The organism is Marinomonas pontica (assembly GCF_026191375.1).
GTDB classification, from domain to species: domain Bacteria; phylum Pseudomonadota; class Gammaproteobacteria; order Pseudomonadales; family Marinomonadaceae; genus Marinomonas; species Marinomonas pontica.
In genome coordinates this window covers 1-17,012 of record NZ_JAODTL010000024.1, presented here as the reverse complement: position 1 = coordinate 17,012, position 17,012 = coordinate 1, and the positions used below count along the sequence as shown (strand labels likewise).

Sequence of the window (17,012 nt, the reverse complement as noted above, 5' to 3'; positions counted from 1 at the left end):
CGTTTTATTAGTACGTGTGTGCTGTTAAGTGAAATGAAATCAATCAAAGAGACCACAGAATGACCGAACCCGTTCAAGTAATCGCAACGCACAATGGCAACTTTCATGCCGACGATGTCTTTGCCGTCGCGGCACTTAAACACCTTTTTCCAGCGGCTAAAATACTCCGCACGCGCGACCTAGATGCCATGGCTAAGGCCGATATTGTGGTAGACGTTGGCGGAATATACGACGCAGAACAAGGCCGTTTTGACCACCACCAAAAAGGCGGTGCAGGCGCACGAGAAAACGGCATCCCGTTTTCATCCTTTGGCTTGATTTGGCAAAAATACGGCCTAGAAATATGCGCAGGTGACCAAGAAGTCACCAACTCATTGGATAAAAATCTCGTCTCCACCATCGACGCCATCGATTGCGGACACGTAGAAGGCGTACAAACCGGCATCAGCCTGAGTCAAACCATCTCCATGTTTAACCCAACATGGCAAGAAGAAGGCGATTTTGACGCCTGCTTCGATGAAGCCGTTGCCTTCGCATCTCGCATATTAACTCGCTTTATTGCTGCGGCAAGCGGCGGCGTAAACGCTAAAGCCATCGTCGCCAACGCCATCGAAAAAGCCGAAGACCCAAGAATCATCGTGTTAGAACAATACACACCGTGGAAAACCACCGTGCTTAGACTATCCAAAGACGCCTTATTCATGGTTTACCCATCGCAAACCGGACAATGGCGCATACAAACAGTGCCCGTTGAACTAGGCTCATTTGAAGACCGCAAAAAACTGCCTGCGCCATGGGCTGGATTGTCAGATAAAGAACTGCAAGACGTCACAGGTTTGGACGATGCAATGTTCTGTCATAACGGCTTATTTATCGCAGGCTGTGCTTCGTTTGAAAATACCATGAAAATGGCAGAGATGGCGTTGGATTATTAGAGGTTTGAAGTGAGAAGGACCGATGTGATTTGCATAGCATCGGTCTTTTTTTGTCTTATGAAGATAGTGAGGTAAATAAAAACCACCCAGTTTTTATTTGGTCCTAAAAATCATGAGTGAGTGGTTAACCTTGGATTCCCGCTGACAGTAAAAACTTCCGCAGGTCTCTTTCTTGCCTAAGCACATGCAGGATATAAACGGAGTCCTGTTCTACTTTGTAAAAAACACGACAAGGATTAACAACAACTTCTCGGTAATTTAATGTCGAAATTTCTTCGGGTACTTTACCTGATTCTGGAAAAAATTCGAGTCTCTGCACCTGGCTGAACACATTTTCAACTAACTGCTTAGCGGCTTGTAGATGACTAACAGAAACATACTCAGCGATGTCGTTTAAATTATCTAAGGCGGGCTCTGTCCAAATTATTTGAGCCATTTACTCATCTTCTCTTTGGCATGATCCATGTCCATAATTCGACCATCTCGAATGGCCTGCTCTCCTTTCGCAATGCCTTCTAGAATCTTCATCCGCTCAACCATTAACTCGTAATCAGCAACATCTAAAAGGTAAGCAGACGGTTGACCATGCTCTGTTATGAGAATAGGTTCTTTGGTTTCATGTAAATCGGCAAGCAGTTTTGTTGCTTGTCTCTTTAACGTCGTAACGACTTCCGTTCTCATAGTGACACCTTCATAAGTAAAAGTATCACTATAGTATCACTTCACACTTAAAAAACTAAGAGAGATGTTTAAGGTTAAGTAAGGAATGATCCTTCAGTTTGATTTGGTTAGCTCATGGTGGGCAAGCAACGGCCTTTTGCGCCGAAATAGCGTTAGAGTATGGGTTTAGAGAGAGATTAAATGTAGGGTGGTATAAAGTACCACCCAGTGGTGTTATGTGAACCTAGTTATCTATTTCTTGCTGCTAGCCTTTGTTCACGCTGCCTTTGTTTGTTCTGGCATTTCGCTTCTGCTTCTTACGGTCGTTTTTCTCAGTGATGATTTTGATGGCTTCCTCTTTGGTTAAATGAGGATGCTTAGCGATCAATTCTTCCACTTTGGTATCAAATGCGGTCATTTATAAATCTCATGTATTAAAAAGTACGAACAAGGTTTGTATTTTAGCTCAGGAAGCGTATAGAAGATAACAATTCTTAGCAGCGACTGATTTGAGTTTTTTGAAGCTAGGTAAATAATAAGCCATCTATACAACCCAAGATTGCCGCTTGGCCATGAAAACATTAGGCTTAGGCAGATAACCCGTCTTTATGCATCAAGGTAAAAAATGAATATTGTCTTTCTTGGAACCTCGGCAGGCGTTCCGACCAAAACTCGTAATGTAACCGGCATCGCGGTGCGCGAAGAAAGAGGCAACGGCTGGTACCTTGTCGACTGTGGCGAAGGCACGCAACATCAGATACTTCATACCAATTTATCGATCAATGCCTTACAAGCCATCTTCATCACGCACATTCATGGCGACCACTGTTATGGGTTGCCAGGCATATTGGCAAGTGCCGCCATGAATGGTCGCAAGGCGCCATTGAAAATTATGGCACCAAGTGGTGTAAAAGAATGGGTGGAAGCGACTCAGCAACATACACAATTGTATCTGCCCTATGGCATTGAATTTGTCTGTACTGATGATCTGCCATCTGTCGAGTTCAGAAAAGTTCGTGTAGAAACGGTCGCCCTGTCTCACCGAGTCCCTTCTTATGCTTACTGTTTTACCGAAAAAGACATCAACCCGCGCTTGGATGTGGAAAAACTGGAGCGGCAAAACATCCCCAGAGGGCCACATTGGGGGCAGTTACAAAAGGGGCAAGATGTTGAACTAAACGGCAAGCTAATCCATTGTGAAGACTATTTGCTCTACGATCAAAGCCCGCAAAAAATCATAGTGGCAGGCGACAATGACCAGCCAGAGCTATTGGCTCAAATAAGCCAAGGTGCCAGTGTACTGGTTCATGAAGCCACCTACACCAAAGACCTCGTTGAGAAGTCAGGCAACAGCTACGGCCACAGTTACGCCGAACTTGTGGCGACCTTTGCCGAGCAAGCTAACATCCCCAACTTAGTGTTAACGCACTTTAGCCCTCGCTACCAAGCCAACCCAAACCTATCCCCTTCCATCGCCGACATTTATCAAGAAGCCAAAGCCCATTATTCGGGCAACCTGTTTCTCGCCAACGACCTTGACGAATATCAGCTGAACAAAAGCAATGAATTAAAAAAGCTTTAAAGAGGATTTGCAGACTTGGGGGTTAAATCCCCAAACGAAAAGCATCGACCGCGGGATTTAGAGCCAGATGAAAAGGGCTATTTTTTATCTGGATCTAATATTCGTTATTTTTCATCTGACCCTAATATCTATTTTTCATCTGACCCTAAATACTCTAAATACTTGAAATTGTGTATGTTTCGGGGCCTATCTTGAATACTCCTAACGAACTGGAGCAAGCTGATATCATTAGAGCTACGGTCAGCATAACAATTAGTTTCATACTTATCCTAGATGATTTTTATTTTAAATAAATTAACAATACCAATGTGGATTATTGCCAATTTTTCTATTAATTTATTTTATATATAAAGAATAAAATCTCAATTTTATTTAGAAAAATGGAGCAGAGTAATATTAAACACCATCTTCTATTCTTACTAGATTTTTTCGCTACCTTCTGTCTGTAGCATATCCATTTGATTTTATTTTACTCTGACCCCAATCAATTAGATGAGAATAACGATATTTTTCATCTGACCCTAAATACTCCATAAGTCTTTATTTTTCTTTAGATAAAAAAGGGCTTATTCAAGATTGAACAAGCCCTTTTAAATGTCTATTCAGTAAATAGTAAGTCATAGCGCATAAAGCCCATATGAATTTTTATGCTTGAAGCAATGACGAAATCTTTATGCGCTTCTTCATCGGAATCATAAATACTTAGCACCCGCATAAAAATTTTCACTATGCAAGCAAGAAAAATTCTAAATATATTTAGATTTTTTCTAATTATAATTATTATAATCCACCTAAATTATGGCCTATCCTATGCGCGCTATAGAACGGACACCTATAAATATAGGGCTCTTCATTTACAGTAACTTGCTATCTTTTTAATCATTTCAAAGCCATCTGTACCACTATAAGGTGACTCTGAAACCATGTAATCAGTAAAACCACTATTACGAACAATGCGTAAATAAACATCATTACTTTGTGCTACAGTAAGTAATTCATCACACATTAGACCAAACGACATATTTGAGGTTATACCAACATTATCCACTTCAAAAGAGGTAAGAGATTGCGCTGGAGATAGGTTAATCTTTTTACCGCTGGCACTAAAAAATGCAGAACGATAGCCTGAACTTGAGCTTGATTCAAAGTTAATTAAAGCATATTTCTTATCTACTACGGCTCCGCCCTTTATTAAGACACCAAGGCCATTTGAATCAACCGGATATATAAGGCTATTTGAAAAGTCAGGCCCAGTTATTATTGTACGAGTCACTCCGTCTATGGGAGAAGTAGTGGTACTTACTTTAGCGCTATTCGCAGAGCAAGCACTCAGTACTATTGGTATAAACATCAAACCAATAATTTTAATAATCATATATTAATTCCTTCTATATTTTATATTGAATTACTCGTCTTTGAAGTACTCTCCCACTAGCATGATAGTGGTATTTAAAATATCCAATCTTTCAATATATCCAAAGTATTTTGAGCACCCATAACTACGGTGATTATTGCTGAAACTACCCCCAATTCTCTATCTCTCCCTGCATTTTATGTGAACGATGAGTAAGCCAAGCATATACTTCCATATTCGACCCATGGCTTTCCATGAAAATGTGTAGCTTCTCCAGAAACTCGTTACTAAACTACTAAACTTATTGCGCTGAATTGCATGTTTTCTTTGAAGTACAAGCCGGACTAAGCCAACTATAAAAAAATCACAAGTAATACCAACAATAAAAAAGTCATAAACTATAAATTTCCCCAGCATCTGTAGGCACCATGATTTTTGAAATAATATTGTGTGGGTGTCTTGTTAGTTTGTGACTAGCCAGCCATGTATCTCATCAAAACCAGAATTAGCTTGAAGGACATGGATAAGGTCCTCTAAGCTTTTATAATCAGACGGATACTCTAATTTCAATTTTCCGCTTGCTTGCAGAAGTTCAGATTTCCTTAGCGGAGCTTGATACTTAGACGCCCACTGCACAAAGATTGTGAGCCGCTCAAGCAAGTCCACTTGAGCGTCTGAGAGTTCCAAGCTCAGCTTACCCGCAATCTCTATTAAATCATGCGATTTATTATGAAAATGTTTAGACAATAATTTGTCTCCCGAAATATCGGGGTTAGACCGATATATATAAGCCCCTTTCAAAGCATTTTCTGCTGAAAGCCCAAGCAAAAGCATTGCGCCCTTCATAGCACCAACATGACGGTAGTTATCTTTTTCAGTTTGGATCTGCTCTTGGCTTGAAAATACATCGTAAAGAGATTTTGAAGCTTCAAACATCTGCCAAGATTGCCTAAACCAGTTTGCTGGGGTCAAAACCCCATCCTTGAATTCGATCATTTTCTTTCCTGTTTATGGAACTAACATTCATGCTCTACCGATTTACTCAGCAAAACTTGATGTATCACTATTAGACCGTTTGAGTCTGATATTTTTGGTCTCGTGCCAGTATCAGCCAAGCAATCCCTTACTGCATCTTTCATTACGATAAACTGACAATACTACGAAAGCCTAGGTAAAACCATAAGGCTTTTGGGGGATTGTGAAGATGGTATCTTCCCCTTGGCAAGAGGAAGGGACTTGGCAGCCGTATTTAATGCGTTATGCGTGTACGAACAACGGCAGATTACGCTTCGCTCATCGTGCCCTACGCTTTGGGTGTATATGTTTAGCAGCGAGGAGCAAAGCGAACGCCAAGAGCGAGGTCAAACGTCAATTTATCAAAGTAACGTCGAACGGTGGTGTTTGGTTTGCTCGAAGCCGAACCACTTCAAAACCCCATCTTCCGTCTTCCCCTTGAAGTAAGGGGAAGAGACTTGGCAGCAGTATTGAATGCGTTATGCGTTTACGAACAACAGCGAGGAGCAAAGCGAACACCAAGAGCGAGGTCAAACGACAGTGTCGAGCGGTGGTGTTTGCTTTGATCCAAGCGCCATACCCCTCCTAGCCCTCCCCTTGAAGAAAAGGGAGGGAACAGGTCTATTACAAATACCGCCCTTCTAGGTGTTTTCTAAAATGCGCGGCATTGAGCGTCTCACCTGTGGCGCGTTTGACGAGTTCATCTGTGGTGTGGAGCGAGGCTTGTGTCCAGATGTTGTCGCTTAGCCATTGGAAGATGGGGCTTAGGTCGCCACTTTGGATGGCCATATCGAAATCACAGCCGAAGTCTACGTTGTTCGTCATGGTGGCTTTGTATTGGGCGGCGTACATGGCGCCAAGTGTGTAGCTTGGGAAATAGCCAAAGGCGCCATCTGTCCAATGGATGTCTTGCATGCAGCCGTTTTTGTAGTTGTCTTTGGTGGAGATGCCAAGGGCGGCTTGCATTTTCTCATTCCACAATGCAGGTACGTCGGTGTGTTCTATGACACCGTTGATCAGGTCACGTTCTATCTCGTAACGCAGGATGACGTGCGCTGGGTAGGTTAGTTCGTCGGCGTCGACGCGAATAAAGCCTTTTTCTACTTGGGTGTAGATTTTGTAGAGGTTGTCTTCGGCAAACACGGGGTCGTTGTGTGCGTTGAAGGCATCGGCGGATAAGCGTGATAAGTGAGAGATAAAGGGTTTGCTGCGCCCTATTTGCATTTCGAAAAATAAGGATTGAGATTCATGAATTCCCATGGAGCGGGCTTCGCCAACAGGCAATCCTGCAAAGGCTTTGGGTAAGCCTTGTTCATAGCGAGCGTGGCCTGTTTCATGGACGATGCCCATTAAGGCTTGTACAAAATCTTGTTCATCATAACGGGTGGTAATGCGCACGTCTGTGGGTACACCACCGCAGAATGGGTGCACGCTTTGGTCGAGTCGGCCACGGTCAAAGTCGAATTTCAATAGCTTCATAACTTCTAAGCCGAGGGCTTTTTGAGTTGCAGTCGAAAACGTTCCAGACGGTAAAATGATAGATTCAGACTTCTGCTTTTCCAGTACGTTTTCAATCAGTTCTGGCAGCCAGGTTTTCACATCCGTGAATAAAGTATTAAGGGATGCGGTGGTGGTGCCCGGTTCGTATTTGTCTAGCATGGCGTCATAAGGCGTGAGACCTAATGCAGCGCCACGGATTTTCGCTTCTTCGCGAGACAAAGCGACGACTTCTTTCCAGTTCTTCTCGAAGCCTGTCCAATCGTTTTCTTGACGCTGAGTGCGCCACGCATGTTCGCATTTGGACCCCGCGATGGATTGCGCTTGTACTAGGTCTTCTGGAACCATGGTCGCTTGCTGCCATTGGCGTTTCATTTCCCGCAGGCTGGCTTTTTGTTCTGCATTTAAGGGTTCTTGCGCAGCGTTACCAAACCACTCTTCTAACTGAGGTTGTGTCGATAATCGATGAATATGAACGGACAATTCGGCCATGGCATTGGAACGCGCTTCGCTACCACCCGATGGCATGTTCGCCGCCGCGTCCCAGCCAAGCATGGCTTGAGCATGATTAAAGTGGCTGAGTGTTTGGTAGTGTGACGTTAACTTGTCGTAGTGAGACATTTTCGTTTTTATCCTGTGCGGTTTGGGTTAACCGGAACGGTATCCATTTCAGTCATCTTATTACATTGGTATAAATGGGAATAGACAAAAAAACTACCTCATAACTCTATTCACAAGCAAATCTAGAGAGTTTACATCGTGAAAATATACTCTTGACAATATATACGTTAAAGCGTATTTTTAAAATCATAAAGACAGCAAGGATTGCTTATGATTTGGGAGATATTAATAACCGACGAATACGAACAATGGTTTCTTAGCTTGACGGACAAAGAGCAAGAAGACGTGCTATCAATGGTTGATGTATTAGAAATTAAAGGCCCTCAATTAGCACGACCTTATGCAGATTCTCTAAAAGGAACAAATAAGGTAAAGAACCTTAAAGAATTGAGAGTTCAGCATGCAGGAAAACCATATCGTGTCTTTTACGCTTTTGACCCAACAAGGAAAGCCATATTGTTATGTGGTGGACGCAAAGATGGGAAAAGAGATAAAACATTTTATGATAGATATATTCCGTTAGCTGAAACAGAATTCTTAAATTACTTGAAAAATAGTGATTCAGAAAAAACAAGATAGGAGGTTTAGTTATGGCTAAGTCGATCAACGAATTACGGAAGAAAATTAAACCAGAGGTTCAAGCCGCCGCTAGAGCTAAAGCTGTTGCAATTATTGCAGAGATGTCGCTTGCAGAAGTCAGAAAAAAAGAGGCGTAAATCAGGCAGATTTAGCCAGCCTTATGAATATTGCTCAGCCAAACATCTCTCAAATTGAAAATCGTCCCGATGCCCTTATCAGTACATTGAAGCAATACATTGAAGCATTGGGAGGTAAGCTAGAAATACACGCCAAGTTTCCTGACGGACAAGATATAGAAATCTCTCAATTCGAAATGGTTAAGTAAAAAAAGCCGAGACAGCTTTAAAAGAAACGTCTCGGCTTTTTGAGTTTTGCTATTAAGCTCTAAGAAAGCCTATTTATGACAACCACAGCCAGTGTGTTCGTCGCTCAGTTCTTGCCAGTTTTTCAATTTACTGGTGCCGCCGATGCCAGAATTGAAGCTGTTGGTTGGGTCGGTTTTTTGGTAAAACTCGCGTAACGCTGGTTTCGCTAGATATTCATGGCCAACGTTATGTTCAGCTGGGTATTCTGCACCACGAGCGTCGTAGCTGGATAGAATTTGCTTCTTCACCGCTTTGGCGTCGATGCCTTTTTTCATGATGTAGTTTTGATGCATGACGTGACAGAAGAAGTGGCCGTAGTACATTTTAACCGCGACTTTCTCTTCGATGTCTTGTGGTAACTCTTCAAACCAATCACGCTCATTACGAGGGAATGCCACGTCGATGGTCATGATGGAACCTAGATCTTTTTTGTTCATAATGTGATAACGCGTCAATGCACCACCTGTCACAAAACGATGCAAAATAGCTTGGTCAGCTTCACGCTTGGTACAAGCGAAGAAGTCGCCTTCGTTGTTTTTAAAGAAGTTTTCCAAATACGCTTGCGCTTCTGCGACACCGTCATTGCTAGTTTCCACTATCCAGTGGTGTTCGTATTTTTCGCGGAAATCTTCCATGCGCTTTGGCAGGTGATTCGGGAAAAGCTGACTCGCGTATTGCATCATGATGTCAGAGAACTTGCTTGGCATGAACTTGAATTTGCCCGCCCAGCGATCGACCGTGCGCTTAAGGGCAAACATTTTCGGAATGTATTTGGTGCCGAGTTTGTCGATCACCAAATAGCTGTCTTTGCCGTATTTTTTACTGATGTCGTAACTGCTGCTGTGCATGTATTCGCCAGACACGGGCAGATTTTTAAAGGTAGACAACATGTCGCGGCGCATTTGTTCCATGACCGCTGGGTCGTTCGTGCCGATGTAGAAAACTTGGTATTTTTCTGGAATCGGGAAGGTATCGATACGCACAGCGAATACTGCCAACTTACCCGCGCAACCGGATGCTTCGTATAGACGGCGCGGGTCGTTGTTGAAACGCGATGGTGTATCAGCGTCAACGTCACGAATACGTTCGTGGTATTCGTTATCAGAGCCGCGTTTTTCTGGGAATTGAACGTCTTTTTCTTGGTACGTTTTGTTTTGCAAGTTGGTCAGAATTTCTTCTGGATCCGTTCCTAATTCAATGCCTAGGTTATTGACCAGTTGCAGTTCGCCGTCTTGGGTAACTTGAGCAAATAAAGACATTTCGGTGTACGCAGGACCACGCTGCACTAACGCGCCGCCAGAGTTGTTACACACACCACCGACAATAGAGGCACCGATACAAGAAGAACCAATCACAGAATGCGGTTCGCGCCCATACGGTTTCAGCGTATCTTCTAAACCAAATAACGTACTGCCTGCGAAGCCAACGATTTGTTTGCCCTGATCAAGCAACTGAATGTCGTCGATGCGCATGGTGCTGATGATAACGATAGGACGGTCATAGTCTGCGCCATTCGGTGTTGAGCCACCCGTCAAACCAGTATTTGCCGCTTGCATAATAACAATCACATCTGCTTTTACACAGGCTTGCAAACACTTCCAAATTTCAACCAAGCTACCAGGACGAACAACAGCGTACGCTTTGCCACCGCCAAGACGAAAACCTTGGCTGTAAGGCTTGGTCTTGTCTTCGTCTGTTAACGTGTATTGGTTTCCTACAATGGCCTTTAACTCAGCGGCCAAATCTAAGTTGAAATTGGTGTCCGTCATACTGCTTGCTGTCATTGCGGCTACTTCACATCGTGTCGGGAAAAGAGGCCGCTATAGTAAACGTAACGAGGTGCAAAAAAACTCCAGCTAAAGAATTAGGAATGACGTTCATAAAGAATGCTTATGCCAGGAAACAGCTGCATAAGCATTAAAGATCGATTCTGTTTAGCGTTTTACTGTGTTTCTGCCCGTTTTATCTCATCTCTGATATCCATTAGCAGAGCCAAAGCACGCTCACCATTCATGTTATAGGGGTCGAAGTTTATACTTTTTGTATGCTGATAAAACAGTTCACGAAGGCTCGCTGTATTTTGTAGATAGCCCATATTCCAGCTATCAAACTCTTTGTAGGAAATCACTTCATAACTGATTATCTCAGGCTTTTTATGACGTGGATCCGTGGCGATTTTATGATAAATCTGATTCACCTCTTGACGTGTTCCCTCTAAACATTGAAGAAAGAACTGCCGATTAAAAGACAGCAAACCGGTAACATTAAGAGCTTTATTTTTGACTCGCGCCACTTTAAGAATACGAGCAATATCTTCCACCTCAAATTGCTCGGTGATGGTACTTGTATAAATAAGTCGAACTAAATCCACATTAAGCCCTTCTCTCGCAAAAAAAGTTAAAACACGTCACACAGAGGTTATCGTTTTTCTGTGAAAAGATACTATGGATTTAAGTAATTTTTGTATGTGTTTGCTTATCTGATTAATGACCATTAAAAAATTTCAACGCTATCCTGACCAAGCAAAATGTCAGTACACTTTAATCCTTCACTTTTATAGCGTTCGCCCCATGACGTTGAAAGAAGTCGCTCACGTCTTCCAGTATTGGCGCTTTGCTTTTCAAAAACCACACAAGACTAGACACCATGTCGGCATGACCGACACCATCATAGACTTTGCTTTCTACAGTGCCCTGCTCGGCATGGATTTTTGTGATGAGTTTGTCCATATTACTTTTGCCCACAATGGTGTCGTCCGCACCCCACAACAATAATATTGGCGGTTCTTTACCATCAATGAAGGTGGTTACTTGCATATTCGGGTAATTTTCTGGCGGGCCGAACATGTCCTTATAGTCGTCTTCGTAAGGCACAAAATCATAAGGGCCAGATAAGCCTGCAAACGCGTTTATGATGGATGACGCTAAGCCTTCGGCGTGCAAATATTGTTTGTCGGCCGTCACCATCGCACCGATGTGCGCACCGGCAGAGTGCCCAGCTATAAACAAGCGTTTAGGGTCGCCTTGGTATTCGGCGATATGACGATAGGTCCAAGCAACCGCTTTGGCACCGTCTTCAACAAAGGTAGGAAATTTTACTTGCGGGTATTTACTGTAATCCGCGATGACCGTGATATAGCCTTTTTTGGCAAACGCTTCACCGACAAACGGATACATGTCCTTTGAACCATCTTTCCAGCTGCCGCCATAAAAGAATACAACGACCGGAAGGGATTTTTCAGCAGCGTGCGGCGGAACATAAATGTCTAATTTTTGCCAAGGCTCAGACCCATAGGCTAGGTCTTTTGTCGTTTCGGTATCACTAAATTGGTTCGGCAAGTTCGCCACACCCAACCCAATCTTGGTACAAGCGACAAGCAACAATGAACTCAGCACCACGCATACTTTTGCTGTCTTCAAAATCCACCTCTTACGTCTGTTAAATGCATTCACTAGAAATCATACGCAGCAGACAGACAAACAGACCAGAGTTTTTAAAAGCGGATATTCAGAATAAAAAACGGGGACATCCTTTTTGATCTCCCCGCTGTCGGTTTTCTTATGTGGAAATCACTTCACTAGCCACCAAACACAACAGTACGTTTACCATTTAAGAATACGCGTTTTTCTACGTGGCATTTCACGGCGTTAAACAAGGTAACGCGTTCGATGTCTTGGCCTTTGGCAATCAGGTCTTCTGCGTAGTGAGCGTGGTTCACGACTTGAATGCCTTGGGAAATGATTGGGCCTTCGTCTAGGTCGTTGTTCACATAGTGAGCCGTTGCGCCGACCATTTTTACGCCTTTTTCCCATGCTTGGTGATAAGGGCGTGCGCCTTTAAAGCCCGGTAACAAAGAGTGGTGAATATTAATGGCGCGGCCATCTAGGTATTCACACATACTCGGTGAAAGCACTTGCATATAGCGCGCTAGCACAACCAATTCGGTGTCGTATTCTTCAATCAAAGCGCGAACTTTGGCCTCTTGTTCTAGCTTAGTTTCAGCCGTAATGGGCAAATGGTAGTACGGAATACCGTGCCATTTTGCGAGATCTTCTAAATCTGGGTGATTGGAAATAATCACCGTGACGTCGATGTTCAACTGCCCTGTACGAAAACGGTACAAAAGATCATTCAAACAATGGTCGTACTTTGACACCATGATGGCGACTTTTGGCTTGTGATTTGGAGCGGTTAACGACCAATCCATCGAAAATTCAGCGGCGCGTTCTGCAAACTCAGCTTTAAAGGTTGCTTCATTAAAGTCCGCATTTTGTGGCAAAAACTCAATACGAATAAAGAAAAGACCCGACTCACGGTCATCAAAAGAATGAATTTCATCCACGTAGTTTCCGGCTTGCGCCATGTATCGCGTCACCACATCAACGGTGCCGATAATGCTTGGACAGCTGGCTGTAAAGATCCAAGGAGCGGTTTTTAGCTTCATACAATAGCCTCTTTTTTGGCTTCATTTTTTAGATCACGAAAAGGATTGACCACAAACGTGGTCAATCAAACCGTGCGATAACACAAGGGAATAACAATGATTTAAGCGGTTACAACCAAGCCGTATTCTCGGCTGGCGTCTTGGATCCACAACCAGAGATAGTCGGCAAAGCTGCGGCGAACCACGAGTTCGTAGTGATCTTCTGCCACACGACAAATCATCACACCACTTTTTGCAAACACCGTAGAAACCACTTTACCCACCGGAAACTCACTGTCGTGCAAATCCACTGGCGTCGACTTTTTCAACATATCCACCACATGGCTGCCAGAAACGTCAAAAATAGTGGTGCCGCCGCTGATGTTCACCAACGAAAAATGCCCCATGAGTTGCGCATTGAATTGTGTTTCCAATTCAAACGCCTGATCTCCTGACACAATAATCAGCCACTCGTCAGGAGAAACCCAACGCACCGACACAGCGTCCGTAGTAACAGACGTTAATGGCTGCATTGGTAACGCCACGCCTAACAAAGACTGAATTACGTTTTGCTGTTCTGCGGTTGGCAAGCAACGCAAGGTTAACAACCCTTTCAGTTTGCGCTCATGAAAATGCACACCGCCTTGCTGCGCTCCTTTCTGGGCAACGCTTGCAAGATCCGCATGATGCAGCGGGCTTTCGCCCATAATATCGGCGGCTGGCAACTGCTTAGTCACCAATTTCGTTTCCGTTGCTGCTACTGTGACATCAGACATTTTGACGCTCCCCTTTTGGATCTAAGAATACTGGGCTACAAATTTCCGCTTCAATGACACGACCGTCTGCAAGTGGGTAAAAGACAGTTTCTCCCATTTTATCCAAACCGCCTTTCACAAACCCCATGGCAACAGAGCGGTTCAAGTTCGCGCTCCAGTAGCTGGATGTGACATGGCCAACCATTGGCATTGGGATCGGTGCATTAGGGTCCAACACACCTTGTGCGCCTTCTGGCAACACGGCGTTAGGGTCTAATGTTTTCAAGCCAACAAGCTGTTTACGGTTTTCACGAACACAGTCTTCACGTTGCATGCCGCGTTTACCGATAAAGCTAAATGGCTTCTGCATAGACACCGCCCACGACATACCAAGGTCAAACGGATGCACAGAACCGTCTGTGTCTTGTCCGGCAATAATGAAACCTTTTTCAGCACGCAAAATGTGCATGGTTTCTGTGCCGTATGGGGTTAGGTTAAATTCTTCACCCTGCTCAAATAATGCTTTCCAAACATGCAAACCATAGTTCGCTTGTACGTTGATCTCGAAAGAACAACTCACCCGTGAAAGAAATGCGGAAGACACGAGCTGGCACGCCAGCCACTGTCATCGGTTTCCAATCCATAAAGGCCATGTTTTCTTTTGACACATCGTAATCGGTCAGCTTTTCCAACAACTTACGGCTGTTTGGCCCAGAAATCGTCATGGTGGACCAATGATCCGTCACAGACGTGAAGAACACTTCCAACTCTGGCCATTCTGTTTGATGATAAATTCCAACCAAGAAAGCACACGAGCCGCACCGCCTGACGTAGTGGTCATCAAGAAATGGTTTTCCGCCAAACATGACGTTACCCCATCGTCAAATACCATGCCGTCTTCGCCACACATTGGTCAATAACGACATTTGCCAACGGGCAATTTCGCCCAAGCATTGGTGTAAACACGACCGAGGAATTCGCGTGCGTCTTTGCCCTGAATATCAATTTTGCCCAAGGTAGACGCATCTAAAATGCCTACCGACTCACGCGTCGCTACGCACTCACGGTTTAACGCATCTTGCATGGTTTCGTTGCCTTGCGGGTAATACCAAGCGCGTTTCCATTGACCAACGTCTTCAAATTTCGCACCGCGTTCCACATGCCAAGCGTGCATGGCGGTGTAGCGTTTTGGGTCAAACAATTCACCACAATCTCGCCCAGCAATCGCACCAAATGTCACCGGCGTGTAGTTTGGACGGAAAATCGTTGTGCCTGTTTCTGGAATGGTTTGATTGAGCATTTTTGCCGCAATCGCCATACCGTTGATGTTGCCCAATTTACCTTGGTCAGTACCAAAGCCCATTGCGGTATAACGCTTAACGTGTTCGATCGATTCGAAGCCTTCGCGACACGCCAACTCAATGCCCGCCGCCGTGACATCATTTTGATAATCCACAAACTGCTTAGGCGCTTTTGACGTTGGTTTAGTGTGTGGAATATGAAACAAAGCCATGGCTTTGCCTTCTTCTACAATCTGCGCTTCTGGCAATGTCACCGTAGGAACCGCCATACCCAAATGCGTCAATGCGTCGGTTGCCGCTTTCAAACCTTCTTCCAATACTTTTACTGTGCTGAACGCACCATTGATGGCACCCGCAGTCAGCTGTTTTTGTACCGTAGCGCCAGGCACAAACCCCAGAATGTCATCATTCCAAACAGGACGAGCCCCTGTGTGACAGGACAAGTGCACCACCGGACTCCAGCCGCCCGATGTCGCCACCGTATCGGCTGTCATTTTCACCGCTGGCCCCACAACGGTATCACCCACCTCGTTCAATGGTGCAATTGATACACCTGTCACGCGCTTGCTACCGTGAGCTTCGATCACACCAGAACCCACCATAATGCTAATGCCACGCTTCGCGCGCTGCATCCACAAAGGTGCCATGTGGATTTTTACGAGAATCAACAATCGCCACGACCTTCCGGCCAGCATCATGCCAATCCAGTGCAGTACGATAGGCGTTGTCGTTAGACGTCATCAATACCAATTCATTACCCGGCACGACGCCATAACGATTAATGTAAGTCGATACTGCGTTTGCAACCATGCAGCCCGGAACATCGTTATTACCAAATACCAAAGGACGTTCATGAGCACCGGTTGTCAACACCACCCATTTTGCGCGAACGCGATGCAAGCGCTGTGCAATTTGCCCATTTGGCGCGCGGTCCGCAAACTGATCAGTACAATGTTGCTGGATCGTCAAAAAGTTGTGGTCGTGATAGCCGTTCACCTGAGAATTAGGCAGCAACAACACGTCTTTAAAACCTGACAATTCTTGAACGACTTCGGCTACCCACTCTGACGCAGGCTTGCCATTTAGGGTTTCGGTGCTGCTTAATAAGCTGCCACCAAATTCGTTTTGCTCGTCAGCAATAATCACACGAGCACCAGCCCGTGCCGCCGTTAATGCCGCCATAAGACCTGCAGGACCCGCACCTACAATGAGCACATCGCAGTGCTGATTCATCTTGTCGTAAATGTCTGGGTCATTTTCTTTTGGTGCACGACCAAGGCCTGCGGCTTTACGAATATACGATTCGTAGGTTTCCCACATGGATTTTGGGTACATAAAGGTTTTGTAGTAAAACCCCGGCGGCATCATTTTCCCACCGACCTTACCAACCCAGCCCATTACGTCCGTGTCCACACTTGGCCAACCATTGGTCGTACTCGGCAACCAAACCATTGTAAAGCGATTGTTGAGTGGCTCGTACGTTTGGAATTTGCGTGGCTTCTGTAGCACCAATTTGCATGATCGCATTGGGTTCTTCGGCGCCCGCTGCAACAATGCCGCGCGGACGGCTGTATTTAAAGCTTCGCCCCACAAGGTCAACACCATTGGCCAATAATGCAGACGCTAATGTATCGCCATCAAACCCTTTGTATTGTTTACCGTTGTACGTAAACGTCAACGGTTTAGAGCGATCAATACGACCGCCTTTTTGAAGGCGATTTGACTGCTTATTCAATTCTTGTGTCATTGTATCGCTCCTCTATTTCGCGCCATCGGCCACAACAGAGGGCTTTTCACCCACCTTGTAGACTTCTTTAATTTCGTAGGTTTGAGTGTTACGAGTGACGTTAAAATATTTACGACAACCCGCCGCATGAACCCAAAGTTCATGACGTATGCCTCTTGGGTTAGGTCGAAAATACATGA

At 44.6% G+C, this 17,012-nt stretch carries 17 protein-coding genes and 1 pseudogene; 5 read left to right on the top strand and 13 right to left on the bottom strand.

What is annotated here, in order from left to right; all coding sequences use genetic code 11:
* Window positions 1–59 precede the first annotated feature (59 nt).
* On the top strand, window positions 60–935 hold the full coding sequence (locus N5P32_RS05075) for an MYG1 family protein (RefSeq protein WP_265728045.1): 876 nt from the start codon (window positions 60–62) through the stop codon (window positions 933–935).
* Window positions 936–1,059: 124 nt separating this feature from the next.
* Here N5P32_RS05075 and N5P32_RS05070 read toward each other — a convergent pair whose 3' ends face one another.
* The 3 genes from N5P32_RS05070 to N5P32_RS05060 form a co-directional block, all read right to left on the bottom strand.
* Entirely contained in the window at window positions 1,060–1,371 is a 312-nt protein-coding gene (locus N5P32_RS05070) for a type II toxin-antitoxin system RelE/ParE family toxin (protein WP_265728044.1), read from the bottom strand.
* Window positions 1,359–1,616 (bottom strand): type II toxin-antitoxin system Phd/YefM family antitoxin, encoded by a 258-nt coding sequence (locus N5P32_RS05065; RefSeq protein ID WP_265728043.1) that lies wholly within the window; start codon window positions 1,614–1,616, stop codon window positions 1,359–1,361. The genes N5P32_RS05070 and N5P32_RS05065 overlap by 13 nt, the downstream gene beginning before the upstream one ends.
* Before the next feature lie 244 nt (window positions 1,617–1,860).
* A complete protein-coding gene (locus tag N5P32_RS05060) occupies window positions 1,861–2,013 on the bottom strand; it encodes a hypothetical protein (RefSeq protein ID WP_265728042.1) in 153 nt (50 codons plus the stop codon).
* Window positions 2,014–2,220: 207 nt separating this feature from the next.
* Here N5P32_RS05060 and N5P32_RS05055 point away from each other — a divergent pair, with 207 nt between their 5' ends.
* A complete protein-coding gene (locus N5P32_RS05055) occupies window positions 2,221–3,177 on the top strand; it encodes a ribonuclease Z (protein WP_265728041.1) in 957 nt (318 codons plus the stop codon).
* A gap of 850 nt (window positions 3,178–4,027) precedes the next feature.
* Here N5P32_RS05055 and N5P32_RS05050 read toward each other — a convergent pair.
* The 3 genes from N5P32_RS05050 to N5P32_RS05040 form a co-directional block, all read right to left on the bottom strand.
* The gene (locus N5P32_RS05050; RefSeq protein ID WP_265728040.1) at window positions 4,028–4,552 is read right to left on the bottom strand and encodes a hypothetical protein; all 525 of its coding nucleotides are present in this window, start codon (window positions 4,550–4,552) and stop codon (window positions 4,028–4,030) included.
* Window positions 4,553–4,993: 441 nt separating this feature from the next.
* A complete protein-coding gene (locus N5P32_RS05045; RefSeq protein WP_265728039.1) occupies window positions 4,994–5,527 on the bottom strand; it encodes a hypothetical protein in 534 nt (177 codons plus the stop codon).
* 642 nt (window positions 5,528–6,169) lie between these two features.
* Window positions 6,170–7,663, bottom strand: a complete 1,494-nt coding sequence (locus N5P32_RS05040) for a carboxypeptidase M32 (RefSeq protein WP_265728038.1) — start codon at window positions 7,661–7,663, stop codon at window positions 6,170–6,172.
* Between the two features lie 210 nt (window positions 7,664–7,873).
* Here N5P32_RS05040 and N5P32_RS05035 point away from each other — a divergent pair, with 210 nt between their 5' ends.
* From N5P32_RS05035 to N5P32_RS18160, 3 genes are read left to right on the top strand one after another with little or no spacing between them, the layout of a single operon-like run.
* On the top strand, window positions 7,874–8,242 hold the full coding sequence (locus N5P32_RS05035) for a type II toxin-antitoxin system RelE/ParE family toxin (RefSeq protein ID WP_265728037.1): 369 nt from the start codon (window positions 7,874–7,876) through the stop codon (window positions 8,240–8,242).
* Between the two features lie 11 nt (window positions 8,243–8,253).
* Window positions 8,254–8,379: a hypothetical protein gene (locus N5P32_RS05030; RefSeq protein WP_265728036.1), complete on the top strand. Its 126-nt coding sequence runs from the start codon at window positions 8,254–8,256 to the stop codon at window positions 8,377–8,379.
* Window positions 8,380–8,402: 23 nt separating this feature from the next.
* Window positions 8,403–8,567: a helix-turn-helix domain-containing protein gene (locus N5P32_RS18160; RefSeq protein WP_409371075.1), complete on the top strand. Its 165-nt coding sequence runs from the start codon at window positions 8,403–8,405 to the stop codon at window positions 8,565–8,567.
* A 69-nt stretch (window positions 8,568–8,636) separates the two neighbouring features.
* Here the strand turns inward: N5P32_RS18160 and dld are convergent, their stop codons facing one another.
* The 7 genes and pseudogenes from dld to N5P32_RS04995 all read right to left on the bottom strand — a co-directional run.
* Window positions 8,637–10,376 carry a D-lactate dehydrogenase gene (gene dld / locus N5P32_RS05025; RefSeq protein WP_409371076.1) on the bottom strand — a complete coding sequence of 580 codons (1,740 nt, stop codon included), beginning with the start codon at window positions 10,374–10,376 and terminating at the stop codon, window positions 8,637–8,639.
* Between the two features lie 173 nt (window positions 10,377–10,549).
* Window positions 10,550–10,978 (bottom strand): BLUF domain-containing protein, encoded by a 429-nt coding sequence (locus tag N5P32_RS05020; protein WP_265728034.1) that lies wholly within the window; start codon window positions 10,976–10,978, stop codon window positions 10,550–10,552.
* A gap of 169 nt (window positions 10,979–11,147) precedes the next feature.
* Window positions 11,148–12,026: an alpha/beta hydrolase gene (locus tag N5P32_RS05015; protein WP_265728033.1), complete on the bottom strand. Its 879-nt coding sequence runs from the start codon at window positions 12,024–12,026 to the stop codon at window positions 11,148–11,150.
* Window positions 12,027–12,184: 158 nt separating this feature from the next.
* Window positions 12,185–13,051: a formyltetrahydrofolate deformylase gene (gene purU / locus N5P32_RS05010; RefSeq protein ID WP_265728032.1), complete on the bottom strand. Its 867-nt coding sequence runs from the start codon at window positions 13,049–13,051 to the stop codon at window positions 12,185–12,187.
* 101 nt (window positions 13,052–13,152) lie between these two features.
* On the bottom strand, window positions 13,153–13,806 hold the full coding sequence (locus N5P32_RS05005; protein WP_265728031.1) for a sarcosine oxidase subunit gamma: 654 nt from the start codon (window positions 13,804–13,806) through the stop codon (window positions 13,153–13,155).
* Window positions 13,799–16,833: pseudogene (locus N5P32_RS05000) on the bottom strand (sarcosine oxidase subunit alpha). Before N5P32_RS05000 ends, N5P32_RS05005 begins: the two are co-directional and overlap by 8 nt.
* A gap of 12 nt (window positions 16,834–16,845) precedes the next feature.
* On the bottom strand, window positions 16,846–17,012 hold a 167-nt coding region (locus N5P32_RS04995; protein ID WP_265728082.1), incomplete at its 5' end, for a sarcosine oxidase subunit delta.